Origin of the sequence: Kitasatospora sp. NPDC101157, from assembly GCF_044768255.1 — a bacterium.
Lineage (GTDB): Bacteria > Actinomycetota > Actinomycetes > Streptomycetales > Streptomycetaceae > Kitasatospora.
In genome coordinates this window covers 89,689-113,972 of record NZ_JBIWPL010000018.1, presented here as the reverse complement: position 1 = coordinate 113,972, position 24,284 = coordinate 89,689, and the positions used below count along the sequence as shown (strand labels likewise).

Here is a 24,284-nt window from a genome sequence, read left to right as displayed (position 1 = left end):
GGGCTCAAGCCGTCATCAGGTCCAGGGGCCGGCCCTCCGGGGAGAGGGCGACGGCCCAGAGGCCCTGGGTGGCGGGGTGGAGGGGGGTGGGGCTGCAGCGGGCGAGTTGGTGGTCGAGGTAGGTGACGGTGTCCTGGTGGTTGACGGCGTTCCAGGCGTGGGGGCGGCCGTAGGCGTCGAGGGTGAGGAGCACGGCCTGGGCGCCGTGGCCGGCCCGCCGGAGTTCGTCGGCGAGGCGGGTGAAGGCCTGGCCGCCGTCGCCGAGGTCGCGGAAGGGCGCTCCGAGTTCGCGTTCGGCGCGGTCGCGTCCGCCGCGTTCGCCGGCGTCGCCCTCGGTGGGGATGCGCGGGGCCGCGCAGGTGGGGCGGCCGGTGTAGGTGTCGACGGCGGAGAGGGCGATCTCCAGGCTGTTGTTGGCCCGTCCCGGCTCGCGGTGGCCGCCCGCGTTGAGGGCCTCGGGCCAGCCGCCCACGGCCGGGTCGGGGTGGCGGAGGGGCAGGCCGTCGTCGTCGCGCGGCACCCTGCGTTCCAGTTCGGCCTGGTGCTCGGGGTCGACCGGGCCGAGGCCCCCGGGCAGGCCGTACGGGCGGCTGTCGGCGATGGTGCGCAGCCGGGGTTCCGGGTCCTCGGCGAGCGGGCCGCGCCGGGCGCGCAGCGCGAGGCGGAGGGCCATGGCGTGGGCGGTGGCGACGGGAACCGCGCCCCAGGCGAGGGTCGGGTCGGCGAGGGCGGCGGCGCTGTCCCGGCGGCGGCCGTCGGCGTGGTGGGGCTCGGGCCGGCCGAGGACCGGGGTGGTGCCGACGATCGGCGGCTCGACCGGGGCCGGAGCCGGGGCGGCCGGGCCGGGGGCGACGCCCACCGGGGTGCGGGGCGCGCCCGGCCGGGGCTCGGCGCCGGGCTGGGGTCCGCCGGCCACGGGGGCGCCGCCGACCGGGGAGCCGGCGCCGGACCCGGTCGAGCCGGGCGTGCCCGCGACAGGCGCGCCCGTCCCGACACCGCCACCGACGCCACTGCCACCGACACCGGCACCGACGCCACTGCCGAACGGCACGGCCGTGTGCACCGGGGCGCCACCGCCGACCGCCAGCGGGCCGGGCCCGACACTGCCGACCGTTCCCGTCCCCTGGTAGCCGCCCGAGTAGACCGGTGTCCCGAACTGCCCGGGCACACCGACCACCCCGACCGGCCGGACGACCGGCGACGCATCCGCGGCCGGGACGTACCCGGACCCGTATCCGGGGCCGTACGAGGGACCGCCGGCGGCCGGCGGCGCGGTGGGCGCGGGCGGCGCGCTCACCGAGTCGGTCCGTACGGTCACCGGCCCGCCGCCACCCCCGCCGCCACCGTGATGGCCGGGCGCCTGGAGCGGGTAGTCCCCGTCGGACCAGCTCGCCGCCACCGCTCCGCCGCCCTGGTACGCGGCCGCCCGTACCGGCGGCCCGTCGTCCCGCGCGGGCGGCGACCAGTCGGCGGCGGCCGTCCCGGCCCGGTGCGAGCCGCCGTACGAGGGGCCGGAGGTCGTGGCCGGCGCGGCGGCGGCCACCGGATCGGCCACCGGATCGGCCACCGGGACCGCGGACGGAACGGCGGAGGAGACCGCGGACGGAATTGCCGGTGGGTCCAGGACGGAATCCGCGCCGTGGAGCGGGGCGGAGAGCACGGACGGGACGGCCGTCGGGTCCACCGGCGGCACCACGGCCGAGGCCGTCACCGCACCCGGCGCCTTGGGATCACCCGTGGCCCCGCGCGGATCGGTGAGGTCGGCGAGCGGCAGCCCGTGCAGTCCCTTCAGCTCCTCGCCCTGCTGGTCGGTGAGCACCGGCTGCCCGTGCTCGTCCAGCCGGACGGCCAGGTCGGCCACTCCGACCACCGGTTTGCCGTCCGGCCCGGTGACGACGAGCAGCCCGGCGGCGTCGGCCACCGGGGTGCCGTCGGAGCGCAGGATGACCGGCTTGCCGTCGGGGCCGAGGACGGGCTGCCCCCGGCCGTCGAGCTTGACGCTGAGCCCGGGCACGCCGACCAGCGGCTTGCCGTCCTGCCCGGAGAGGACGACCAGGCCCGTGCCGTCCCGGCCGAGCACGCCGGGCTCGCCGAGGGCGGCGGGCAGTCCGGCGGCGAGCGGGTCGAAGCCGCCCTTGGTGCGGTAGGAGGCGGTGGTGACGCCGGTGCCGGACGCGGTGCCGAGCCGCAGCAGGGCGACGGCGGCCGGCTCCTTGAGCGCGCCGGCGAGGGCGTCCTTCATGCCGCGGCCGAGTTCGGCGAGCAGCCCGGCGATCTTCAGCGCGGCGGTCTCCACCGCGACGGCCTCGACACCCGCGGCGACCTGGGTGGCGGCCGCGTTCTTCACGCCGTCGGCGAAGCCCGCCACGGACTTCTCCAGCCCGCCGAAGACCCCGGTCTGCCCGGTCCGCGCGCTCGGCCCGGCGTTGGCGGCGACCACGGCCGCGGTCTGCTGGACCTTGGCGGCCTGCTCCTGGGCCTGCTTGAGTTCGGCGGCCAGGTTCTGCAGGGTGGCGATGATCTCGGCCTTGCAGCCGTCGACGGCCTGGGCGGCACCGTCGAAGGCGGTGGCGACCAGCCCGACGGCGGTGTGGGCGTCCTGCAGGCGGCCCTTGCCGCCGTCGCTGTACGTCCGCCAGTACGCCGCGAACGCGTCGACGGCGTGGCCGGAGTTGTCGGCGCCCACCCGCTGGACGGACTCCCCGCCGCGGCGGGTGATCCGGTCGGCCTCGGTGGCGAACTCCCGCCAGTGCGCGGCCGCTCCGCGCAGGGCGTCCTCGTCGGCCTGCGGCCACGGGTGGCCGGTCCTGGCCAGGAGCGGGACCAGTTCCTCGGGCAGTTTCCGGGACATGCGCTTCTCCCCCTTCGAGCCGGGCCGTTCAGACCGACATGTCCTGGGGGACGGCCGGTGCCGCCCCCGGGGTTGCCCCGGTGCCCGGGTACACCGCCGGCCGGGCGACGGAAGCAGGGGTGCCCGCCGTGGGGGCCGGGCTCGCCCCGAAGCCGTCCGCCGTCGAGGTGTCGGTGTCCGTGGTCCGTTCCGCCATCGTGTGCAGTCCGGCACCGACCTGTCCGACCTGGCCGGCCAAGGCCCGCAGCCCGCCGATGAGTTCGCCGTGCGCGGGGCCGTAGACGGCGGCGAAGGCGCTGCCGGGCTGGTCGGTGCCCCAGGGCGTGCCGAGCTCGGCGAGGCCCTTCTCCAGGGCGCCCACGGCCTTGCCGAGTTCACGCCCGAGCTTCTCGAACTCCCGCGCCTCCCCGTGCAGTTCCCACGGCTTGAGGACGAACCCGCCACTCCCGCCGTCGGACGCCCCGGTGCTGCCGCCTGCCATCCCCGTACCTCCCCGTAGCGGACTGGCCGCCATCCTAGGCACCCGCCCGGCCCGGCCCGCACGGACAGCGGGACCCTTCACCCCGCCTTCACCGCACCGGGGACCGGCCCGACGCCCGGCCCGAGCGCGCCCACCGGCCCGTACGCCCCCGCGAAGCTCTACCCTTGCCGGGTGGCACCAGCAGAAACGTCCAAGAAGAAGGCCAAGGCGAAGCCCGAGGCCTCCCCCGCCCCCGTCGACCTCGCGATGCCGACCCTGCGCCGCGAGATCCCGCGCGACGAGGTCCCGCTCGACTTCCCGCGTGCCTGGGTCGAGTTCGCCGACCCCGCCGACGACGAGCAGGTCTTCCGCTGCGACCTCACCTGGCTGACCTCCCGCTGGTCCTGCGTCTTCGGCCAGGGCTGTCACGGCATCCGCGAGGGCCGCGGCGAGTCGGACGGCTGCTGCACGCTGGGCGCCCACTACTCGGACGAGGACGACGAGAAGCGCGTCCTGGGGCACGCGGCGCGGCTGACGCCCGAGCTGTGGGAGAACTTCGCCGAGGGCACCGACGCCAAGGGCCGGATCCGGTCGGACGGCGGCGTCACCATGCTGGACGAGGACGGCGACCGCCAGACCCGCCGGGTCAACGGCGCCTGCATCTTCGTGAACAGCCCCGGCTTCGCGGGCGGCGCCGGCTGCGCCCTGCACGCGCTCGCCCTCAAGGAGGGCCGGGAGCCGCTGGAGACCAAGCCGGACGTCTGCTGGCAGCTGCCGATCCGCCGCACCTACGACTGGATCGACCGCCCCGACGACACCCGCTACCTCCAGGTCTCGATCGGCGAGTACGACCGCCGCGGCTGGGGGCCGGGCGGCCACGACCTGCACTGGTGGTGCACCGGCGCCCCGGCCGCCCACCAGGGCGCGGAGCCGGTGTACGTCAGCTACCGCCCCGAGCTCACCGAGCTGATGGGCAGCGAGGCGTACGAGGTGCTGGCCCGGCTGTGCGAGGAGCGGATCGCCACCAAGGGCGACCGCAAGGTGGCCCCGCACCCGGCGGACCCGGCCCGGAAGAAGAAGTAGCGCCCCACCGGTCGGTGGCGCCCCACCCGCCGGGACCGGCCCGCCCGCCGGGACCGGCCCGCCCGCCGGTACCGGCCTACTTGTCGATGTCCCCGACCACGAAGAACATCGACCCGAGGATCGCCACCATGTCCGCCACCAGCGTCCCCGGCAGCAGCTCGGTCAGCGCCTGGATGTTGTTGAAGGACGCCGAGCGCAGCTTGAGCCGCCACGGCGTCTTGTCGCCGCGCGAGACCAGGTAGTAGCCGTTGATCCCGAGCGGGTTCTCGGTCCACGCGTAGGTGCTGCCCTCGGGCGCCTTGAGCACCTTGGGCAGCCGCTGGTTGACCGGGCCGGGCGGCAGGGCGGCGAGCTTGTCGAGGCAGGCGTCGGCGAGGTCCAGCGAGTTGAGGGTCTGCTCCAGCAGGCACTCGAAGCGGGCCAGGCAGTCGCCCTCCTCGCGGGTGACGACGGTGAGCACCTGCCGCAGTTCCTCGGAGCCGTACGCGAGGTAGGGCTCGTCGCGGCGCAGGTCGAGGTCGAGGCCGCTGGCCCGGGCGATCGGGCCGCTGACCCCGTACGCCTCGGCCTGGGCCCGGGTGAGGACGCCGACGCCGGCGGTGCGGGCGCGGAAGATCTCGTTGCCGAGGACGAGGTCCTCGAAGACCGGCATCTGCGAGCGGACGGTGGCCACGGCGGTGCGGACCCGGCCGAGCCAGCCGGCCGGGAGGTCCTCCTTGAGGCCGCCGACCCGGTTGAACATGTAGTGCATCCGGCCGCCGGAGGCCTCCTCCAGCACGTGCTGGAGGTCCTCGCGGCCGGTGAAGGCGTGGAAGATCGGGGTGATCCCGCCCAGTTCCAGCGGGTAGGAGCCGAGGAACATCAGGTGGTTGAGCACCCGGTTGAGCTCGGCGAGCAGGGTGCGGATCCACACCGCCCGCTCGGGGACCTCCATGCCGAGCATCCGCTCGACGCCGAGCACGACGCCGAGTTCGTTGGAGAAGGCGGAGAGCCAGTCGTGCCGGTTGGCCAGCATGATGATCTGCCGGTAGTCACGGGCCTCGAACAGCTTCTCCGCGCCCCGGTGCATGTAGCCGATCACCGGCTCGGCGGTGACGATCCGCTCGCCGTCCAGCAGCAGCCGCAGCCGCAGCACGCCGTGGGTGGCCGGATGCTGCGGGCCGATGTTGAGCACCATGTCGGTGGTGCCCGCCTCGCCGGTGAAGTTCTCGGCTCCCGCCCCGATGCCGACCGTGGTCTCCCTCATGACCCCAGAGTCTGCCATCCCGGCAGGGCCTCCAGGCTCCGCGCCCTCCTGAAGATGTCAGGGGGCGGCATGCGGACGGCCTGCAGGACCCATCCGAAGCCGCCCAGCCCCGCCGGGTCGGTGAGCTCGGCCCCCTCCCCCGCCCCGCCGAGCGCCCGCAGGTACGCCGCCGGGTCGAGCGAGGCGAGCGCCAGCGGCGGGCGCTCGCCGCTGATCCCGAGCGCGCGCAGGGCCTCGCGCTGGGTTGTCCACAGGCTGTGGAGACCGGGCACGGCGATCGCGTCCAGTGCGACGTGCGCGGTCACGTCGCACGAGCCGTCCGGCACCGGGGCCACCTCCCGGCCGTCCCGGAAGCCGGTGAAGGTCCCGAACGAGGGCCGCCGCCCCGCCGTGTGCCCGTAGTCGACGGCGACGGCCAGTCCGCGCTCCAGCCCGGACACGGCCCGCGCCCAGGCGGCGTCCCGGGACCCGCCGAATTCCACCACCTCCCCGGCCTCGGTCACCGGCCACCAGCGCTCGGCCCAGGCCGCGTCCGCCGCCGAGACCGGTTCGCCGAGGCGCTCCCGACCGGTCGCGGGGTCCACCTCCCGGTAGCGCAGCACCCCGTCCCCGTCCACCTCCCCGGCGTCCAGCGGCACGTTGTCCAGCCATTCGTTGGCGAACAGCAGCCCGGTCACCCCGCGCGGCGGCTCCGTCGTCCACAGGACTGTGGACGGAAGGCCGTCGGGCCGCCGGGCGATCTCCACGCCGTACGGGCGCAGCCGGGCGAGCACCTCGCCGGGCAGTTCGGCCAGCACCCCGGCCAGCAGTTCGCCGCGCCCGGCCCCGACGTCGACCAGGGCCAGCTCCTCCGGACGGCCGAGGGCCTCGTCAACCTCCAGCAGCAGTCGGGCCACCGCTCGGGCGAACCCGGGCGAGGCGTGCACGGAGGTGCGGAAGTGCCCGGCCGGGCCCTCCGGCCTGTGGTAGAAGCCGCCGTCCGGGTCGTAGAGGGCCCGTTCCATGGCCGGCGCCCACCGCATCCAAGTCATGGGGCGGGACGCTACCGGGCCTCGGAGGACCCCTCCCAACCGGAACGGGCACGTCTCCGACCTACGGAGTAGGACGGATCGCCCTACCGGCGGACCTGGGCACCTCGCCCGACTGCCTAGGCTGGAGAGGTGCATCGACTCAACGCCTGGCTCCGCCGTCACCCGATGGTGGTCGACGCCGCCTGGGCGTCGATCGTGCTCTTCCTCGGCCTGCTGCCGGACAGCAACCTGCCCGAGAGCGGCTGGCGGCTCAACTCCGCGATCCTGATCGCGGTGCTGCTGCCGCTGCTGATGGTCTTCCGCCGACGCCAGCCCGACGTCACCGTCGCCGCCGCGACCGGGGTCGCTCTCGGCCAGGTGGCCGCCGACATCGACCCGGGCGCCTCCTCCATCGCCTATCTGGTCTTCGCCTACACCGGCGCCGCCTTCGGCCAGAAGTGGACCTCCCGGCTCGCGCTGGTCGCCGGGCTCTGCGCCGGGCCGCTGGTGTACTGGCGGATGCACCCGGTGAAGACCTCCACGGACCACACCGGGATCTACGTCTCCCGCCCGTACGGCCTGGGCGAGGCGTTGGTGATCACCCTCCTGATGAGCACCCCGTTCATCCTCTGCTGGGCCTGGGGCCGGCTGACCAGGGTGCGCCGCGCCTACCTGACCGAGCTGGAGGACCGCGCGGCCCGGCTGGAGCGCGAGCGGGACGCCCAGTCCAAGGTGGCGGTCGCGGCCGAACGGGCCAGGATCGCCCGCGAGCTGCACGACGTGGTGGCGCACAACGTCTCGGTGATGATCGTCCAGGCCGACGGCGCCGCGTACGTACTGGACAACTCCCCGAAGCAGGCGAAGGAGGCGCTCGGCACGATCGCCTCCACCGGACGGCAGGCCCTGGTCGAGATGCGCCGCCTGCTGGGCGTGCTGCGCACCGCCGACACCGCCGAGGAGTACGTCCCGCAGCCGGGCGTCGAGGAGCTGCCGGACCTCCTGGAGCAGGTCCGCACCGCCGGGCTGACGGTGGACTACGCGACCTCCGGCCACCCGCGGGAGCTGCCCCGCGGCGTCGAGCTGACGGTCTACCGGATCGTCCAGGAGGCGCTGACCAACGTCCGCAAGCACGGCGGCCCCGACGTCCACGCCCGGGTCGCGGTCGACTTCGGCGAACGCGAGCTGGCCGTCCTGGTCGAGGACGACGGCCGCGGCAGCACCGACGAGCAACTGACCGCCGGCGGCGCGGACGGTCTGGGCCACGGCCTGATCGGCATGCGCGAGCGGGTCGGCATGGTCAGCGGAAGCCTCGACGTGGGCCCCCGCCCCGGCGGCGGCTTCCGGATCCGAGCCGTCCTCCCGCTCAAGGCGGCGCACTAACCCCCCGTCCCCTGTTAGGAGCCACCTTGACCATCCGCGTGATGCTCGTCGACGACCAGGAGCTGCTGCGCACCGGCTTCCGGATGATCCTCCAGTCGCAGGGCGACATCGAGATCGCCGCCGAGGCCGGCGACGGCGCCCAGGCCATGGAGCTGCTGCGGCACACGCCGGTGGACGTGATCCTCATGGACGTCCGGATGCCGCGCCTGGACGGGGTGCAGGCGACCCGCCGGATCTGCCTGGCCGAGGACGGCAGCCCGTTGCCGAACGCCCCGCACGTGCTCATCCTCACCACCTTCGACCTGGACGAGTACGCCTTCGCCGCACTGAAGGCCGGGGCCAGCGGCTTCCTGCTCAAGGACGTCCCGCCGACCGAGCTGGTGGCGGCGATCCGCGCGGTGCACGGCGGGGACGCCGTGGTCGCCCCGACCACCACCCGCCGGATGATCGACCGCTTCGCCGAGGTGCTGCCGACCCCGCAGAGCGCGCCCGGATCGGACGTCCTCGGCCCGCTGACCGAGCGCGAGCGGGAGGTGTTCCTGCTGGTCGCCCAGGGGCTGTCGAACGGCGAGATCGCGTCCCGGCTGGTGCTCTCCGAGGCCACCGTGAAGACCCACGTCGGCCGGATCCTGGCCAAGCTGGGGCTGCGCGACCGGGTCCAGGCCGTGGTGCTGGCGTACGAGGCCGGACTGATCCGGGCCGGGGCGACGGACTGATCCGGCCCGGGGCGACGGACCGCCGCGCCCGTACACTGGGGCGGTACGTCCGGTACCCGAAGGTGGACCGGAACGGTCATTCAGGACAAGGGTGGGCGCGTGAGCGAGCGCAGCGAGCGATCCATCAAGAGGTGCGTGTGGGCGCATGCCCCTGCCGAGCGGAGCGAGGCGGGCGCGTGAGCGAGCGCAGCGAGCGATCCACCAAGAGGTGCGTGTGGGCGCATGCCCCTGCCGAGCGGAGCGAGGCGGGCGCATGAGTCCGTCCGACTTCGCCGACTTCGATGAGTTCGCCCCGCTCGGCGACCGGGCCTTCGGCGATCCCGGCGACCCCGGCAACCGTCCGGCCCGGCTCGCGGTGGGCGTGATCGGCACCGGCCGGGTCGGCCCGGCGCTGGGCGCCGCGCTGCAGCTCGCCGGGCACACCGTGGTCGCTGCCTCCGGGGTGTCCGCCACCTCCCGGCGCCGCGCCGACGCGCTGCTGCCGGGCGTGCGGATCGTCACCCCGCCGCAGGTCATGGCCGCCGCCGACCTGGTCCTGCTGACCGTCCCGGACGACGCGCTGGCCGACCTGGTGTCCGGCCTGGCCGCCACCGGCGCCGTCCGCCCCGGCCAGCTGCTGGTGCACACCTCCGGCGCGCACGGCGTCGGCATCCTGGAGCCCGCCACCCGGGCCGGGGCGCTGCCGCTGGCCCTGCATCCGGCGATGACCTTCACCGGGACCTCCGTCGACCTGGCCCGGCTGGCCGGCTGCCCGTTCGGGGTGACCGCCCCCGAGGAGCTGCGGCCGGCCGCCGAGGCCCTGGTGGTGGAGATGGGCGGTGAGCCCGAGTGGGTGCCCGAGGAGGTCCGCCCGCTCTACCACACCGCCCTCGCCCACGGCGCGAACCACCTGGTCACCCTGGTCGCCCAGGCCATCGAGCTGCTGCGCACGGCCGGGGTCGCCGAGCCCGGCCGGATGCTCGGCCCGCTGCTCGGCGCCGCCCTGGACAACAGCCTGCGCTCGGGCGACGCGGCCCTCACCGGCCCGGTCGCCCGGGGCGACGCGGGCACCGTACGGCGCCACCTGGCGCAGCTCAGTACGGTGTCCCCGGACATCCCGGCGGCCTACCGCGCGATGGCCCGCGCCACCGCGCAGCGGGCGCTCGCCAACGGAACGATCGACGACGTGTCGGCGGCGGCGCTGCTGGACGTACTGAACGAGGAGAGGCAGTAATGGCACGCGGCAAGCAGCCGAGCAAGCCCCAGCCGACGCCGAAGGTCCACCGGGCCGTCGTCACCCACACCGTGGACGACTTCGAGGCCGCGTTCTGGCCGGACGAGAGCCCGGTGGACAACGCGGTGGTGATGACCATGGGCGCGCTGCACGAGGGCCACGCCGCGCTGATCCGGGCCGCCCGCAAGCAGGTCGGCCGGGAGGGCCGGGTCGCGGTGACGGTGTTCGTCAACCCGCTGCAGTTCGGCCCGTCCGAGGACCTGGACCGCTACCCGCGCACCCTCGACGCCGACGTGAAGCTGGCCGAGGAGAACGGCGCCGACGTGGTCTTCGCGCCGTCCGTCGAGGAGGTCTACCCGAACGGCGAGCCGCAGGTGCGCCTGGCGGCCGGCCCGATGGGCGACCGCTTCGAGGGCGCCACCCGCCCCGGCCACTTCGACGGGGTGCTGACCGTCGTCGCCAAGCTGCTGCACATCACCGACCCGGACTACGCCTTCTTCGGCGAGAAGGACGCCCAGCAGCTGGCGGTCATCCAGCGGATGGTCGCCGACCTGGACTTCGACGTCGAGATCGTCGGCGTGCCGACCGTCCGCGAGGAGGACGGCCTGGCGCTGTCCTCGCGCAACCGCTACCTCTCCGAGGAGGAGCGGGACCACGCCCTCGCCCTGTCCCGGGCCCTGTTCGCCGGCCGCGACGTCGCCGCCCAGGGCCCGAAGGCCGTGCGCGAGGCCGCCTCGGCCGCCCTGGACGGCGCCGAGGGCGTCACCCTCGACTACCTCGCCCTGATCGACCCGCACGACTTCTCGGAGGCGGCGGACGACTTCCAGGGCGAGGCGGTGCTGGCCGTCGCCGCGAAGGTGGGCTCGACCCGCCTGATCGACAACGTCCGCATCATCGTCCGCTAGTCAGCACCCCCCTCAGGCATGCACTCACAGGAGGCGTGACCACATGCTCCGCACCATGCTCAAGTCCAAGATCCACCGGGCCACCGTGACCCAGGCCGACCTGCACTACGTCGGCTCCGTCACGGTGGACGAGGACCTGCTCGACGCCGCCGACCTGCTCCCCGGCGAGCTGGTCCACATCGTCGACATCAACAACGGCGCCCGGCTGGAGACCTACACCATCGCCGGTCCGCGCGGCACCGGCGTGATCGGCATCAACGGCGCCGCCGCCCGCCTGGTCCACCCGGGCGACCTGGTCATACTCATCGCCTACGGGCAGATGGACACGGCCGAGGCCAAGGGCTACGAGCCGAAGGTGGTCTTCGTGGACGAGCACAACCGGATCACCGGTCTCGGCGGGGACCCGGCCGAGGCCCAGGAGGGCACCGGACTGCTCCGCGGTGACGAGGCGTACCGTGGCGAGGACGGCGCGGCCACCGCGGCCACGCGCTGAAGGAGCCACTGAGCCATGTCCGTTACGCACCGCCTCACTGCCCCGGCCCCCGGTTGGACCGCCACCACCGACGTGGTCGTGGTCGGCTCCGGGGTCGCCGGGCTCACCGTCGCCCTCAACGTCCGCAAGGCCGGCCTGCGGGCCATGGTGGTCACCAAGGCGGTGCTGGACGAGGGCTCGACCCGCTGGGCCCAGGGCGGCATCGCGGCCGCCCTGGGCGAGGGGGACACCCCCGAGCAGCACCTGGACGACACCCTGGTGGCCGGCGTCGGGCTCTGTGACGAGGAGGCCGTCCGCACCCTGGTCACCGAGGGCCCGGACGCCGTCCGCCGGCTGATCGCCACCGGCGCCCGGTTCGACCGGGGCGAGGACGGCGAGGTCCTGCTGACCCGCGAGGGCGGCCACCACCGCCACCGGATCGCCCACGCGGGCGGGGACGCGACCGGCGCCGAGATATCGCGAGCCCTGGTCTCCGCCGTCCGCGTCGACCCGGACATCGAGCTGATCGAGCACGCGCTCGTCCTCGACCTGCTGACCGACGCCGAGGGACACGCCGCCGGGCTGACCCTGCACGTGATGGGCGAGGGCCAGCGCGACGGCGTCGGCGCCGTCCGGGCCCGCGCGGTGGTGCTCGCCACCGGCGGCATGGGCCAGGTGTTCTCCGCCACCACCAACCCGGCGGTCTCCACCGGCGACGGCGTGGCACTGGCGCTGCGGGCCGGCGCCGCCGTCACCGACCTGGAGTTCGTCCAGTTCCACCCGACCCCGCTGTGGGTCGGCCCGGACGCCGAGGGCCAGCTGCCGCTGATCTCCGAGGCCGTGCGCGGCGAGGGCGCCCACCTGGTGGACGCCGACGGCGTCCGCTTCATGGTCGGGCAGCACGAGCTGGCCGAGCTGGCCCCGCGCGACATCGTCGCCAAGGCGATCACCCGGCGCATGCAGGAGCAGGGCGCCGACCACATGTTCCTGGACGGGCGGCACTTCGGCGCCGAGATGTGGGAGCACCGCTTCCCGACCATCCTCGCCACCTGCCGCGCGCACGGCGTCGACCCGGTCACCGAGCCGATCCCGATCGCCCCGGCCGCGCACTACGCCTCCGGCGGCGTGCGGACCGACCCGCGGGGCCGCACCAGCGTCCCGGGCCTGTACGCCTGCGGCGAGGTCGCCTGCACCGGGGTGCACGGCGCCAACCGGCTGGCCTCCAACTCACTGCTGGAGGGCCTGGTCTTCGCCGAGCGGATCGCCGCCGACCTGGCCGGCCGGCACGCGGCCGGCGAGCTGCCCGAGCGCACGGTGGACGTCGCCGCCGCCCGGGCCGCACGGCCGGTGCCGCTGCCGCCGTCCGAGGCGCGGGCCGAGATCCAGCGGCTGATGTCGCGCGGCGCGGGCGTGCTGCGCTCGGCCGCCTCGATGGCCGACGCCGCCGCCGGGCTCGCCCTGATCGCCGAGCAGGCCCGCTCGCACGTGGCCGAGGAGAAGCCGGCCGACCCCCGGGTGGAGACCTGGGAGGCCGCCAACCTGCTGCTGGTCGCCACCGCCCTGGTCGCGGCCGCCGCGCAGCGCGAGGAGACCCGCGGCTGCCACTGGCGCGAGGACTTCCCCGAGCGCGACGACGCCCACTGGCGGCGCCACCTGATCACCACCCTCGCCGCCTCCGGCGACCCCGTCAGCACCCCTGAGGAGCAGTAGAACCATGACCCACTCCCACGAGGAACTCCCCCTGGCCGACCAGGGCGGCTGCGGCGACGGCTGCGCCTGCGGGGACGGCGAGGGCTACGAGACCGGCCTGGACCCGCAGCTCGCCGAGCTGCTGGAGCAGGCCGGGCTGGACCCGATCGAGGTCGAGGACATCGCCACCCTGGCGCTGGCCGAGGACCTGGCCGGCGGCGAGGACGTCACCTCGGTGGCCACCGTGCCCGCCGACGCCGTCGCGACCGCCGACTTCACCGCCCGCCAGGCCGGCGTGGTGGCCGGTCTGCGGGTCGCCGAGGCCGTCGTCTCGCTGGTCTGCGAGGAGGAGTTCGAGGTCGAGCGGCACGTCGAGGACGGCGACCGGGTGGAGGCCGGCCAGGTGCTGCTGTCCGTGCGCTCGCGCACCCGCGACCTGCTCACCGCCGAGCGCAGCGCACTCAACCTGCTCTGCCACCTGTCCGGCATCGCCACCGCGACCCGGGCCTGGGCGGACGCCCTGGAGGGCACCGGTGCGGTCGTCCGGGACACCCGCAAGACCACCCCGGGCCTGCGCGCGCTGCAGAAGTTCGCGGTGCGCTGCGGCGGCGGCGCCAACCACCGGATGGCGCTCTCGGACGCCGCCCTGGTGAAGGACAACCACGTGGTGGCGGCCGGCGGCGTGGCCGAGGCCTTCCGGGCCGTCCGGGCCGCGTACCCGGAGCTGCCGGTCGAGGTCGAGGTGGACGCCCTGGAGCAGATCCCGCCGGTGCTGGACGCCGGGGCGGACCTGATCCTGCTGGACAACTTCACCGTCGAGCAGCTGAAGGAGGCCGTCGCGCTGGTGGCCGGCCGGGCGAAGCTGGAGGCCTCCGGCGGACTGACCCTGGCCGACGCGCGCGAGGTCGCCCAGACTGGTGTCGACTACCTGGCCGTGGGCGCGCTGACCCACTCCTCGCCGATCCTGGACATCGGCCTGGACCTGCGCGCCTGACCGTCAGGTCGCGAGCAGTCCCTGCCCCGGCCCCGTCCCGACTCGCAGAAAGCGTCCCCGTGCTCCTCACCATCGACGTCGGCAACACCCAGACCACGCTCGGCCTGTTCGACGGCGAGGAAGTGGTGGAACACTGGCGGATCTCCACCGATCCGCGCCGCACGGCCGACGAACTGGCGGTGCTGCTGCAGGGGTTGATGGGCAACCACCCCGCGGCCCGGGACGCCGCGGTGGAGGGCCTGGCGATCTGTTCGTCCGTCCCCGCCGTGCTCCACGAGCTCCGCGAGGTGACCCGCCGCTACTACGGCGACGTCCCCGCGGTGATCGTGGAGCCCGGCGTGAAGACCGGGGTGCACGTCCTGATGGACAACCCCAAGGAGGTCGGCGCCGACCGGATCGTCAACGCGCTGGCCGCCAACCACCTGTACGGCGGCCCGTGCATCGTGGTCGACTTCGGCACCGCGACCACCTTCGACGCCGTCAACGCCCGCGGCGACTACGTCGGCGGCGCGATCGCCCCCGGCATCGAGATCTCCGTCGAGGCGCTCGGGGTCCGCGGCGCCCAGCTGCGCAAGATCGAGCTGGCCCGCCCGCGCAACGTGATCGGCAAGAACACCGTCGAGGGCATGCAGTCCGGCATCCTCTACGGCTTCGCCGGACAGGTCGACGGCCTGGTCGAGCGGATGGCCCGGGAGCTGGCCAAGGACCCGGACGACGTCCAGGTGATCGCCACCGGCGGCCTCGCGCCCCTGGTCCTCGGCGAGGCCACCACCATCGACGTCCACGAGCCCTGGCTGACCCTGATCGGCCTGCGCCTGGTGTACGAGCGCAACCGGCCCAGCTGACCGGCTCGTTCCGTCGGGCCGATCGTGCGGAATTCCGCGCGACGTTACCGACAAATCGGATATTCCTCACGTAGTGTCAGCCCATGCCTACGCCACACGGATCGCGCGGCGGCATGGCCTTCAGCGCCGACGAAGTCCGCGTGCTGCGCCGAGCCCTCGCCCAAGCCCTGCACCCCGCCGTCCCCGTCCACCTCCAGGGGCCCGACCGGACGGCGTTCGCCGGGCCGGGCGCCGAGCTGTGGGCGGAGGACGTCCAGGACGCCCTGCGCCTGACCGAGGCGATCGACGAGGCCGTCCAGGAGGGCGGCCGGCTGCGCGCCTTCCTGCTGGCCGACCTGGGCCGCTACCGCTCCGCCCTGCCCGGCAGCGCCCCGGGGTACCTGGAGCGGCTGGAGGAGGCCGTCACCGACGGCTACCTGCCCGGGCCCGAGGACCTCACCGCGCTGCGCGGGCTGACCCGCCAGCCCTGCGGCCACGGCGAACGGGCCCGCCGCTCCCGGCTGGCCGGGCGCTGCCACGCGCTGGCCGAGGCAGCCGTGCGCGAGTGGCTCGCCCTCACCGCCGGGCCCCCGCGCCACCTGGTGGCCGTACCGAACCCCGCCGCACCCCCGAGCAGTCACCCCACCCCTGTAGGAGGACGGACCACGATGAGCAGCACCGACTCCCGGGACTCCCGCCCGGAGCAGCCCGCCGCCGCGCCGACCCCGCCCCGCCCGCACCGGATGCCCACCCCGGCCGAACTCTTCGGCCGCCGGCCCAAGCCCCCCTCCCGCCCGGCCGAACCGGCCGAGGAGACCCCGGACGAGGTCGAGCTGCGCACCGGCACCGGCTGACCCCGCCGGACCCCGGAGGGGAGGCCGTCGCCCCGACGGCCTCCCCTCGTCCGTGTCCCGGCCGTCCATGTATCGACAATCCCGTGATTCCAACCCGGAATGTCGGTCACATTCTCATAACCTTCCCTCACATGCAGGGCCGTTCGGTCCCGGACTGTACGAATTGATGCGGGATCACCCTGGTTGACGCTCGGGAATCCGTCCCCAAAAGTCGCGTGGTCACATCACTCGACACGGGGGATCCACGTGAACTCGACACGCACGCGCCGGGCACTCGGGGCGGGCTCGGCCGCCGTCGTGGCCGCCCTGGCCGTCGGCACGGCCGCCCTTCCGGCGCACGCCGCCGACCACCAGCTCAAGATCTTCGTGGCCGGTTCCTACCAGCTGTCGACCGAGCCCGTCGCGCAGCCCCAGTGGGGCGAGAACGTCTTCATGAACGTCGGCCGCACCGGCACCGGGCCGGTCGACGGCGTCAAGCTCACGCTCGACGTCTCCGGCCTCGACAACGTGGCCACGCTGAGCGCCAAGGGCAGCTGCACCACCGCGGGCAAGACCATCACCTGCGACATCGGCCGGCTGGACCACGACAAGATCAACATCACCGGCAACCTGTGGCTGAGCGCCCTCCCCGGCACCAAGCCGGGCGCCAGCGGGACGGTCCACGCCACCCTCAGCGCCCCCGGTGCCCAGAACGGGACCGCGGACTTCCGGGTGGACGTCGGTGCGGCCGTGTTCCGCACCAAGGCGCCTTCCGAGAACAAGGACGTCAAGGTCGGCAGCAAGCTCCCCGCGGCCCTGGAGTTCGCCAACCACGGCGCGCTGCCCGCCAAGCGGGCGATCGTCGACGTCTACCTGACGCCCGGCCTCAAGGTCGACACCTGGCCCTCCAACTGCGAGTACGCCTTCGACAAGGGCGACTGGGGCAACAAGGGCTTCGGCCAGCCGATGCCCACCACCCACGCGATCTGCGCCATCGACGGCGAGATCGCCCCCGGGCAGGCCGTCAAGCTCGCGGGCCTCGACCTCGGCATCGGATCGCAGGCCTACTACGACATCGCCGGCTACTCGGTGTTCGCCGCCGAGGACGCCTACGGCAACGACGGCGCGGACCTGCGCAAGCGGCTGTCGTTCCAGCACGGCACCGGCGCGCCCGCCACCCTGGTCAAGTCCACCGGCGAGGGGATCCCGGCCGGGCTCGACGTGAACGGCTACAGCACCGAGCAGGAGGTCGTCGCCGACAACGGCGCGGACTTCGAGGCGACCGGCGCGTGGGCCCCCGGCGCCTCCGGCGCGGCCGGCACCTTCACCGTCGGGATGGGCAGCAGGGGCCCGGCCTCGATCTTCGACCGCAGCGGCGGCGAGGCCGCCCCCAACGTCGTCGTGCAGTTCCCCGAGGGCGTCACCGTCACCGACCTGCCCGCCACCTGCAAGGCGAACGACTACGTCCACGGCCAGAAGTCCGACAAGCCCCTGAACAAGTTCGCCTGCGAGGGCATCGGCAGCAGCTTCATGCCCACCGGCGCCACCGTCGCCCACAAGCTGGGCCTCAAGCTCCCCGCGGGCACCGGCGCGCTCACCGCCACGGTCTCGCTGCAGAACGAGCAGAGCGAGTTCCAGGACGGCCACCCCAGCGCCGTCATGCCCTGGGACCACAACCCGGCCAACGACCTGGTCAAGGTCACCCTCCGGGGCGGTCCGAGCGACGGCGGCACGGGCGCCCCCGCGCCGACCGGCACCGGGACGCCCGCCACCAAGCCCACCACCGCCGCGCCGTCCGCCACCACCCCGGCCGGCGGCAACGGGACCGGTTCCGCGTCCCCGACCGCTGCGGCCGGCTCGACGGGCAACGGCGGCGGCTCCACCGGCTCCCAGGCCGCCGGTGGCAGCCTGGCCAGCACCGGCAGCTCCGCCACCCTGCCGCTGGCGGCGACGGGTGCCGCCGCCGTGGTGCTCGGCGCCGCCGGCGTGGTCACCGCCCGCCGGTTCCGGGCCCGCCGGAACGGCTGAGTCGACCCACCGGGGGGAGACCGCGGTCGCGGTCTCCCCCCGGTGGCAATCCCGACGCGGAGCACGGTGTACGGCTGGCTACCCTTGTGGGGTGAGCGATCAGAGCGTGATTCCCGCGACCGACGACCTTCCCGAGCAGATGCGCGTCCGGCGCGAGAAGCTGGACCGGCTCCGGGCGGCCGGCGTCGACCCGTACCCGGTCGGCTTCCCCCGCACCAGCACCATCGCGGACCTGCGTGCCAAGCACCCGGACCTCGAACCCGACACCGCCACCGGCGAGCGCGCCGGCATCACCGGCCGGGTGATCCTCTCCCGCACCGGCGGCAAGCTCTGCTTCGCCACCCTGCGTGACGGCACCGGCGACCTCCAGGTGATGCTCTCCCTGGACAAGCTCGGCGCCGAGCGGCTGGCGGCCTGGAAGTCCGACATCGACCTCGGCGACCAGGTCGGTGTCGAGGGCGAGGTGATCACCTCCAAGCGCGGCGAGCTGTCGGTGATGGTGGACCGCTGGGAGCTCACCGCCAAGTGCCTGCGCCCGCTGCCGGACAAGCACAAGGGCCTGACCGACCCGGAGGCCCGGGTCCGCCAGCGCTACGTCGACCTGATCGTGAACCCCGAGGCCCGGGAGATCCTGCACCTGCGCAGCAAGGTCGTCCGCTCGATCCGCCGCACCTACGAGGACCGCGGCTACATCGAGGTCGAGACCCCGATGCTGCAGCCGGTGCACGGCGGCGCCAACGCCCGTCCGTTCAGGACGCACATCAACGCGTACGACATCGACCTGTACATGCGCATCGCCCCCGAGCTGTACCTCAAGCGGCTGGTGGTCGGCGGCGCCGAGAAGGTCTTCGAGATCAACCGCAACTTCCGCAACGAGGGCGCGGACTCCACCCACAACCCGGAGTTCACCTCGCTGGAGTCGTACGAGGCCTACGGCGACTACAACACCCAGGCGGAGCTGATCCGCGAGACGATCGTCAACGCCGCCCGGGACGCCCTGGGCACCACCGTGATCCGGGGCCTGGACCCGCACGGGGTGGAGCACGAGATCGACCTGGCCGAGCCGTGGGAGGAGGTCAGCGTCTACCCGGGCATCTCCGCCCACCTGGGCGTCGAGGTCACCCCGGAGACCACCGTCGAGGAACTGCGGAAGCTGGCCGCCGAGCACGGCATCCCGTTCGAGAAGAACTGGGGCCACGGCCAGATCGTGCTGGAGATGGTCGAGCGCCTGCTGGAGGAGAACGCCGTCCGGCCGACCTTCATCAAGGACTACCCGACCGAGGTGTCCCCGCTGACCCGCCAGCACCGCTCGGTCGCCGGCGTGGCCGAGAAGTGGGACCTGGTGATCTTCGGCACCGAGATCGGCACCGCCTACTCCGAGCTGGTCGACCCGGTCGAGCAGCGCGCCCGCCTCACCGCACAGTCCCTGCTGGCCGCCGGCGGCGACGTCGAGGCGATGCAGCTGGACGAGGACTTCCTGCGCGCCCTGGAGTACGCGATGCCCCCGACCGGCGGCCTCGGCCTCGGCGTGGACCGCCTGATCATGCTGCTGACCGGCAAGAACATCCGGGAGACCGTGCTCTTCCCGCTGGTGAAGCCGGAGCCGAAGGCTGCCGCCGCGACGGCGGAGAAGACCGAGGAGGAGTGACCTGATGGACTACGTCAGCGCGATCGTGCCGCCGCTGGTCATGGCGATCGGCTTCGGATTCCTGGTGCGGGCGATCATCCGCAGCCAGGGCGGGGCCCAGAAGGCCAAGGAAGACGTCGACTGATCGACTGACGCCGTCCGCCGCTCCGAACCACCCGTGCGCCGCCATTCCCGTTTCCCGGGGGTGGCGGCGCGCCGGTTTGGCGCACTTCACAAGTTTTGCCCCATTCACTCCCTATCCTGGCCGCACTATGGTCCGGCAACTCGGCGAACTTGAGAACGCCATCATGACCCGGGTGTGGCGGTGGAACCGACCGGTGACGGTTCGCGAGGTTCTCCTGGATCTGCAGTCGGAACGCGAAATCGCGTACACCACGGTGATGACCGTCCTGGACAAGCTGCACCGAAAGGGCTGGCTGCGCCGCGAGCGGGCCGGCCGGGCCTATCGATATGAACCGGTGTCCTCGCGCGAGGCGTACACGGCGGCCCTGATGAACGACGCCTGGGCCACCAGTGACAATCCGGCCGCGGCCCTGGTGCACTTCTTCGGCCTGATGTCCCCCGAGCAACGCGAGGCGCTGCGGGACGCGTTGCGGGTGGCCGCACTGTTCCCGTCCGATCCGCCGGGCGCGGAATCCGCCGAGGACGGCCCGGATACCGGCGGAGCGGATACCGGGGAGACCTCACCTGGCGCGACGCGATAACGTCCCGCCATGGAGGTCACCATCCGCCGCGCGCGGACCACGGACGTACGGGCCGTACGCGGGCTCATCGACGCCTACTCGCGCGACGGCATTCTGCTCGACAAGCCCACAGTCACACTGTTCGAATCCGTCCAGGAGTTCTGGGTCGCGGAACGCGACGACAACGGCGCGGTGGTGGCCTGCGGCGCCCTGCACGTGATGTGGGAGGACCTCGCCGAGGTCCGCACGCTCGCGGTCGATCCGTCCTGCCGGGGCTTCGGGATCGGGCACCTGCTGCTGGAGAAGCTGGTGCAGACGGCGCGCTGGCTGGGCGTCCGTCGGATTTTCTGCTTGACGTTCGAGGTGCCGTTCTTCGCGAAACACGGTTTCGTCGAGATCGGCGAGGTTCAGGAAACCGATGATGGTACGACAGACCCGGCGGCGATCGCTACGGATGTCTATGAAGAACTCCTCCGCTCGTACGATGAAGGTGTCGCCGAGTTCCTTGACCTGGAGCGCGTGAAGCCCAACACACTGGGCAACTCGCGCATGCTGCTGCACCTCTGAGCGGGTCCGGACCGGTCAAGGGTTTGTGTTTTCCGGAGAAAGGCGCTTTCCTTTCCTTAGGCAATGGGTCGTTTAGCGGAAAGGGAAGCCCGTGGCACAGAGGGTGCAGGTCATTCTTGAAGACGATCTCGATGGCGGTTCGGCGGACGAGACGGTGACGTTCGCGCTCGACGGCGTTGCCTACGAGATCGACCTGAAGAGCGCCAACGCGGACAAGCTGCGCGGTCTGCTGGCGCCGTACGTGGAGAAGGGCCGCAAGCAGAGCGGCCGGCTGGCGGGTGCCCGCCGCCCGGGCCGCGGCACGGCGGCGCGCCCGTCCGGCAGCGCTCCCGACACCGCGAAGATCCGCGCGTGGGCCAAGGAGCAGGGCATGGACGTCAACGACCGCGGCCGCGTGCCGAGCAACGTGCGCCAGGCCTACGAGGACGCCAACGCGTCCTGAGCCCGGCGCCGCCGGCCCGCCGGAGCGGATGCGGGGCCCCGGCGGCCGCGTACGGCACCGGCGACACACGCGCGGGGCGCGGAGGGAACCCCTCCGCGCCCCGCGGCGCGCGCCCGGAGGGCCGCGCCACCGGCGCCGGGACCCCGGCCGGAACGACCGGCCGGGGCGGCGGGCTCGGGCGGCGGAACAATCACGAGCTGTGCAACGCTGTAGGAGCGAAGCGGTAACGCGGCCACCCCGGGACGGCGTACGACCGACCCGACCGCCGTCGAACCACCGTCACCGCGGCCCGACTTCTCGCCAGGCGAACACCGCCACCGCGGAAACTGCGCGAGAAGCGCCCCGATACCGGGTATGAATGCAGGTGGCCGGGTTCTTCGACCCGTCCAGGGGCAGCATGTACGACCGGCCGAAGAGGGTCCGGCTCCGCCCCGGCGGCTCTTGTTCGCCGATGGCGTAGCGGTTTCCGGTGCATCCGGCCCACCTGTGGGAACACCGATTCCCAGCATCAGGTTGGGATTGGTGTCGGCTGGTCGCGCAGCATCTCGCTCCTCTACCGGGGAGTGAATCCGTGGGCCGCGCCGCTGAGCGGGACTAGCATGCGGAAGGACAGGGCGGGGACGGACCCCGAACTGCCCGACCGCTCTGAGGAGCGATAAACGATGTTCGAGAGGTTCACCGACCGCGCGCGGCGGGTTGTCGTCCTGGCTCAGGAAGAAGCCCGGATGCTCAACCACAACTACATCGGCACCGAGCACATCCTCCTGGGTCTGATCCACGAGGGCGAGGGCGTCGCCGCCAAGGCCCTGGAGAGCCTCGGGATTTCTCTTGAGGCCGTACGCCAGCAGGTCGAGGAGATCATCGGCCAGGGGCAGCAGGCCCCGTCCGGTCACATTCCCTTCACCCCCCGGGCGAAGAAGGTCCTGGAGCTGTCGCTCCGGGAGGCCCTGCAGCTCGGCCACAACTACATCGGCACCGAGCACATCCTGCTCGGCCTGATCCGCGAGGGCGAGGGCGTCGCCGCCCAGGTCCTGGTCAAGCTGGGTGCCGACCTCAACCGGGTGCGCCAGCAGGTCATCCAGCTGCTCTCCGGCTACCAGACCGGCGGCGGCAAGGAGTCGGCCACGGCCGGCGGCCCCGCCGAGGGCACTCCGTCGACCTCGCTGGTCCTGGACCAGTTCGGGCGCAACCTGACCCAGGCCGCCCGCGAGGCCAAGCTCGACCCGGTCATCGGGCGCGAGAAGGAGATCGAGCGGGTCATGCAGGTGCTGTCCCGCCGCACCAAGAACAACCCGGTCCTGATCGGGGAGCCCGGCGTCGGCAAGACCGCCGTGGTCGAGGGCCTGGCGCAGGCGATCGTCAAGGGCGAGGTCCCGGAGACGCTCAAGGACAAGCAGCTCTACACGCTGGACCTGGGCGCCCTGGTGGCCGGCTCGCGCTACCGCGGTGACTTCGAGGAGCGCCTGAAGAAGGTGCTCAAGGAGATCCGCACCCGCGGCGACATCATCCTGTTCATCGACGAGCTGCACACCCTGGTCGGCGCGGGCGCCGCCGAGGGCGCCATCGACGCCGCCAGCATCCTCAAGCCGATGCTGGCCCGCGGCGAGCTGCAGACCATCGGTGCCACCACCCTGGACGAGTACCGCAAGCACCTGGAGAAGGACGCCGCGCTGGAGCGCCGCTTCCAGCCGATCCAGGTCGCGGAGCCCTCGCTGCCGCACACCATCGAGATCCTCAAGGGTCTGCGCGACCGCTACGAGGCCCACCACCGGGTCTCCATCACGGACGCCGCCCTGGTCGCCGCCGCCACCCTGGCCGACCGGTACATCTCGGACCGCTTCCTGCCGGACAAGGCGATCGACCTGATCGACGAGGCCGGCTCCCGGATGCGCATCCGCCGGATGACCGCGCCGCCGGACCTGCGCGAGTTCGACGAGAAGATCGCCGACGTGCGCCGCGAGAAGGAGAGCGCGATCGACGCGCAGGACTTCGAGAAGGCCGCGTCCCTGCGCGACGACGAGAAGCAGCTCCTGCAGGCCAAGGCCAAGCGCGAGAAGGAGTGGAAGGCCGGCGACATGGATGTCGTCGCGGAGGTCAACGAGGAGCTCATCGCCGAGGTCCTGGCCACCGCCACCGGCATCCCGGTCTTCAAGCTGACCGAGGAGGAGACCTCCCGGCTGCTGCGCATGGAGGACGAGCTGCACAAGCGCGTCATCGGCCAGAAGGACGCCATCAAGGCGCTCTCCCAGGCCATCCGGCGCACCCGTGCGGGCCTCAAGGACCCGAAGCGCCCCGGTGGTTCGTTCATCTTCGCCGGCCCGTCCGGCGTCGGTAAGACCGAGCTGTCCAAGACACTCGCCGAGTTCCTCTTCGGCGACGAGGACGCGCTGATCGCGCTCGACATGTCCGAGTTCTCCGAGAAGCACACCGTCTCCCGGCTGTTCGGCTCCCCGCCCGGGTACGTGGGCTACGAGGAGGGCGGCCAGCTGACCGAGAAGGTCCGCCGCAAGCCCTTCTCGGTCGTCCTCTTCGACGAGGTCGAGAAGGCCCACCCGGACATCTTCAACTCGCTGCTGCAGATCCTGGAGGACGGTCGACTGACCGACTCCCAGGGCCGCGTGGTCGACTTCAAGAACACCGTCATCATCATGACGACCAACCTCGGCACCCGGGACATCTCCAAGGGCTTCAACCTGGGCTTCGCGGCCACGGGTGACACCCAGACCGGGTACGAGCGGATGAAGGCGAAGGTCGGCGAGGAGCTCAAGCAGCACTTCCGCCCCGAGTTCCTGAACCGTGTCGACGACATCGTGGTGTTCCACCAGCTGTCCGAGGACGACATCATCCAGATCGTCGACCTGATGATCGCCAAGGTGGACGAGCGGCTCAAGGACAAGGACATGGGCCTGGAGCTCAGCGTCGAGGCCAAGAAGCTGCTGGCCAAGCGCGGCTACGACCCGATCCTGGGTGCCCGTCCGCTGCGCCGCACCATCCAGCGCGAGATCGAGGACCACCTCTCCGAGAAGATCCTCTTCGGCGAGCTGCGGGCCGGCCACATCGTGGTCGTCGACGTGGAGGGCGAGGGCAAGGACGCCAAGTTCACCTTCCGCGGCGAGGAGAAGTCGGCCGTCGCGGACACCCCGGCCGCGGTCGCTTCGTCCGGTCCCGACCTGACGAAGTAAAGGCAACATTTAACAGACAACTTCACATCCACTGAGCCCCCGGCGTTCGCGCCGGGGG

20 protein-coding genes are annotated in these 24,284 nt (G+C 73.2%); 16 read left to right on the top strand and 4 right to left on the bottom strand.

What is annotated here, in order from left to right:
• Positions 1 to 4 precede the first annotated feature (4 nt).
• Positions 5 to 2,851, bottom strand: a complete 2,847-nt coding sequence (locus ACIRVF_RS29390; RefSeq protein WP_402824219.1) for a toxin glutamine deamidase domain-containing protein — start codon at positions 2,849 to 2,851, stop codon at positions 5 to 7.
• A gap of 28 nt (positions 2,852 to 2,879) precedes the next feature.
• On the bottom strand, positions 2,880 to 3,332 hold the full coding sequence (locus ACIRVF_RS29385) for a hypothetical protein (protein WP_402824216.1): 453 nt from the start codon (positions 3,330 to 3,332) through the stop codon (positions 2,880 to 2,882).
• A 246-nt stretch (positions 3,333 to 3,578) separates the two neighbouring features.
• Between ACIRVF_RS29385 and ACIRVF_RS29380 the strand changes: the two genes are divergently transcribed.
• Positions 3,579 to 4,394 carry a hypothetical protein gene (locus ACIRVF_RS29380; RefSeq protein ID WP_402824411.1) on the top strand — a complete coding sequence of 272 codons (816 nt, stop codon included), beginning with the start codon at positions 3,579 to 3,581 and terminating at the stop codon, positions 4,392 to 4,394.
• Between the two features lie 76 nt (positions 4,395 to 4,470).
• On the opposite strand, the gene ACIRVF_RS29375 is transcribed toward ACIRVF_RS29380, so the two are convergent.
• Together ACIRVF_RS29375 and ACIRVF_RS29370 are read right to left on the bottom strand one after the other, a co-directional pair.
• A complete protein-coding gene (locus ACIRVF_RS29375; RefSeq protein ID WP_402824213.1) occupies positions 4,471 to 5,640 on the bottom strand; it encodes an NADH-quinone oxidoreductase subunit D in 1,170 nt (389 codons plus the stop codon).
• Positions 5,637 to 6,671, bottom strand: coding sequence for an SAM-dependent methyltransferase (locus ACIRVF_RS29370; protein WP_402824210.1), 1,035 nt, complete (start codon positions 6,669 to 6,671; stop codon positions 5,637 to 5,639). Before ACIRVF_RS29370 ends, ACIRVF_RS29375 begins: the two co-directional genes overlap by 4 nt.
• A 165-nt stretch (positions 6,672 to 6,836) precedes the next feature.
• Between ACIRVF_RS29370 and ACIRVF_RS29365 the strand changes: the two genes are divergently transcribed.
• From ACIRVF_RS29365 to ACIRVF_RS29295, 15 genes are all read left to right on the top strand, one after another.
• On the top strand, positions 6,837 to 8,030 hold the full coding sequence (locus ACIRVF_RS29365; protein ID WP_402824408.1) for a sensor histidine kinase: 1,194 nt from the start codon (positions 6,837 to 6,839) through the stop codon (positions 8,028 to 8,030).
• A gap of 26 nt (positions 8,031 to 8,056) precedes the next feature.
• Positions 8,057 to 8,746, top strand: a complete 690-nt coding sequence (locus ACIRVF_RS29360) for a response regulator (protein ID WP_402824207.1) — start codon at positions 8,057 to 8,059, stop codon at positions 8,744 to 8,746.
• A 253-nt stretch (positions 8,747 to 8,999) separates the two neighbouring features.
• Positions 9,000 to 9,959 carry a Rossmann-like and DUF2520 domain-containing protein gene (locus tag ACIRVF_RS29355; RefSeq protein ID WP_402824204.1) on the top strand — a complete coding sequence of 320 codons (960 nt, stop codon included), beginning with the start codon at positions 9,000 to 9,002 and terminating at the stop codon, positions 9,957 to 9,959.
• Entirely contained in the window at positions 9,959 to 10,864 is a 906-nt protein-coding gene (gene panC, locus ACIRVF_RS29350; RefSeq protein WP_402824201.1) for a pantoate--beta-alanine ligase, read from the top strand. The genes ACIRVF_RS29355 and panC overlap by 1 nt, the downstream gene beginning before the upstream one ends.
• Before the next feature lie 43 nt (positions 10,865 to 10,907).
• Positions 10,908 to 11,357, top strand: a complete 450-nt coding sequence (gene panD, locus ACIRVF_RS29345; protein ID WP_402824198.1) for an aspartate 1-decarboxylase — start codon at positions 10,908 to 10,910, stop codon at positions 11,355 to 11,357.
• A gap of 15 nt (positions 11,358 to 11,372) precedes the next feature.
• Positions 11,373 to 13,046: an L-aspartate oxidase gene (locus ACIRVF_RS29340; protein WP_402824195.1), complete on the top strand. Its 1,674-nt coding sequence runs from the start codon at positions 11,373 to 11,375 to the stop codon at positions 13,044 to 13,046.
• A gap of 4 nt (positions 13,047 to 13,050) precedes the next feature.
• On the top strand, positions 13,051 to 14,019 hold the full coding sequence (gene nadC / locus ACIRVF_RS29335) for a carboxylating nicotinate-nucleotide diphosphorylase (protein ID WP_402824192.1): 969 nt from the start codon (positions 13,051 to 13,053) through the stop codon (positions 14,017 to 14,019).
• Between the two features lie 59 nt (positions 14,020 to 14,078).
• Complete coding sequence (locus ACIRVF_RS29330) at positions 14,079 to 14,864, top strand: type III pantothenate kinase (RefSeq protein WP_402824189.1); 786 nt, start codon at positions 14,079 to 14,081, stop codon at positions 14,862 to 14,864.
• An 83-nt stretch (positions 14,865 to 14,947) separates the two neighbouring features.
• On the top strand, positions 14,948 to 15,697 hold the full coding sequence (locus ACIRVF_RS29325; RefSeq protein WP_402824186.1) for a hypothetical protein: 750 nt from the start codon (positions 14,948 to 14,950) through the stop codon (positions 15,695 to 15,697).
• Between the two features lie 246 nt (positions 15,698 to 15,943).
• Positions 15,944 to 17,704, top strand: a complete 1,761-nt coding sequence (locus ACIRVF_RS29320; RefSeq protein WP_402824183.1) for a hypothetical protein — start codon at positions 15,944 to 15,946, stop codon at positions 17,702 to 17,704.
• Between the two features lie 91 nt (positions 17,705 to 17,795).
• Positions 17,796 to 19,352, top strand: a complete 1,557-nt coding sequence (gene lysX / locus ACIRVF_RS29315) for a bifunctional lysylphosphatidylglycerol synthetase/lysine--tRNA ligase LysX (protein WP_402824180.1) — start codon at positions 17,796 to 17,798, stop codon at positions 19,350 to 19,352.
• A gap of 251 nt (positions 19,353 to 19,603) precedes the next feature.
• Positions 19,604 to 20,056 carry a BlaI/MecI/CopY family transcriptional regulator gene (locus ACIRVF_RS29310; RefSeq protein ID WP_402824178.1) on the top strand — a complete coding sequence of 151 codons (453 nt, stop codon included), beginning with the start codon at positions 19,604 to 19,606 and terminating at the stop codon, positions 20,054 to 20,056.
• Positions 20,057 to 20,065: 9 nt separating this feature from the next.
• Positions 20,066 to 20,602 (top strand): amino-acid N-acetyltransferase, encoded by a 537-nt coding sequence (locus tag ACIRVF_RS29305; protein WP_402824175.1) that lies wholly within the window; start codon positions 20,066 to 20,068, stop codon positions 20,600 to 20,602.
• A 91-nt stretch (positions 20,603 to 20,693) separates the two neighbouring features.
• Positions 20,694 to 21,044 (top strand): Lsr2 family protein, encoded by a 351-nt coding sequence (locus ACIRVF_RS29300; protein WP_402824173.1) that lies wholly within the window; start codon positions 20,694 to 20,696, stop codon positions 21,042 to 21,044.
• 662 nt (positions 21,045 to 21,706) lie between these two features.
• Positions 21,707 to 24,226 (top strand): ATP-dependent Clp protease ATP-binding subunit, encoded by a 2,520-nt coding sequence (locus ACIRVF_RS29295; RefSeq protein WP_097237352.1) that lies wholly within the window; start codon positions 21,707 to 21,709, stop codon positions 24,224 to 24,226.
• Positions 24,227 to 24,284: the final 58 nt, after the last annotated feature.

Bases quoted from the DNA above. Each gene is read 5' to 3' on its own strand.
- ACIRVF_RS29375 (WP_402824213.1), bottom strand. From the start codon at position 5,640: ATGAGGGAGACCACGGTCGGCATCGGGGCGGGAGCCGAGAACTTCACC.
- ACIRVF_RS29365 (WP_402824408.1), top strand. From the start codon at position 6,837: ATGGTGGTCGACGCCGCCTGGGCGTCGATCGTGCTCTTCCTCGGCCTG.
- ACIRVF_RS29390 (WP_402824219.1), bottom strand. From the start codon at position 2,851: ATGTCCCGGAAACTGCCCGAGGAACTGGTCCCGCTCCTGGCCAGGACC.
- nadC (WP_402824192.1), top strand. From the start codon at position 13,051: ATGACCCACTCCCACGAGGAACTCCCCCTGGCCGACCAGGGCGGCTGC.
- ACIRVF_RS29385 (WP_402824216.1), bottom strand. From the start codon at position 3,332: ATGGCAGGCGGCAGCACCGGGGCGTCCGACGGCGGGAGTGGCGGGTTC.
- panD (WP_402824198.1), top strand. From the start codon at position 10,908: ATGCTCCGCACCATGCTCAAGTCCAAGATCCACCGGGCCACCGTGACC.
- ACIRVF_RS29305 (WP_402824175.1), top strand. From the start codon at position 20,066: ATGGAGGTCACCATCCGCCGCGCGCGGACCACGGACGTACGGGCCGTA.
- ACIRVF_RS29340 (WP_402824195.1), top strand. From the start codon at position 11,373: ATGTCCGTTACGCACCGCCTCACTGCCCCGGCCCCCGGTTGGACCGCC.
- ACIRVF_RS29380 (WP_402824411.1), top strand. From the start codon at position 3,579: ATGCCGACCCTGCGCCGCGAGATCCCGCGCGACGAGGTCCCGCTCGAC.
- ACIRVF_RS29310 (WP_402824178.1), top strand. From the start codon at position 19,604: ATGGTCCGGCAACTCGGCGAACTTGAGAACGCCATCATGACCCGGGTG.
- ACIRVF_RS29355 (WP_402824204.1), top strand. From the start codon at position 9,000: ATGAGTCCGTCCGACTTCGCCGACTTCGATGAGTTCGCCCCGCTCGGC.
- ACIRVF_RS29325 (WP_402824186.1), top strand. From the start codon at position 14,948: ATGCCTACGCCACACGGATCGCGCGGCGGCATGGCCTTCAGCGCCGAC.
- panC (WP_402824201.1), top strand. From the start codon at position 9,959: ATGGCACGCGGCAAGCAGCCGAGCAAGCCCCAGCCGACGCCGAAGGTC.
- ACIRVF_RS29295 (WP_097237352.1), top strand. From the start codon at position 21,707: ATGTTCGAGAGGTTCACCGACCGCGCGCGGCGGGTTGTCGTCCTGGCT.
- ACIRVF_RS29370 (WP_402824210.1), bottom strand. From the start codon at position 6,671: ATGACTTGGATGCGGTGGGCGCCGGCCATGGAACGGGCCCTCTACGAC.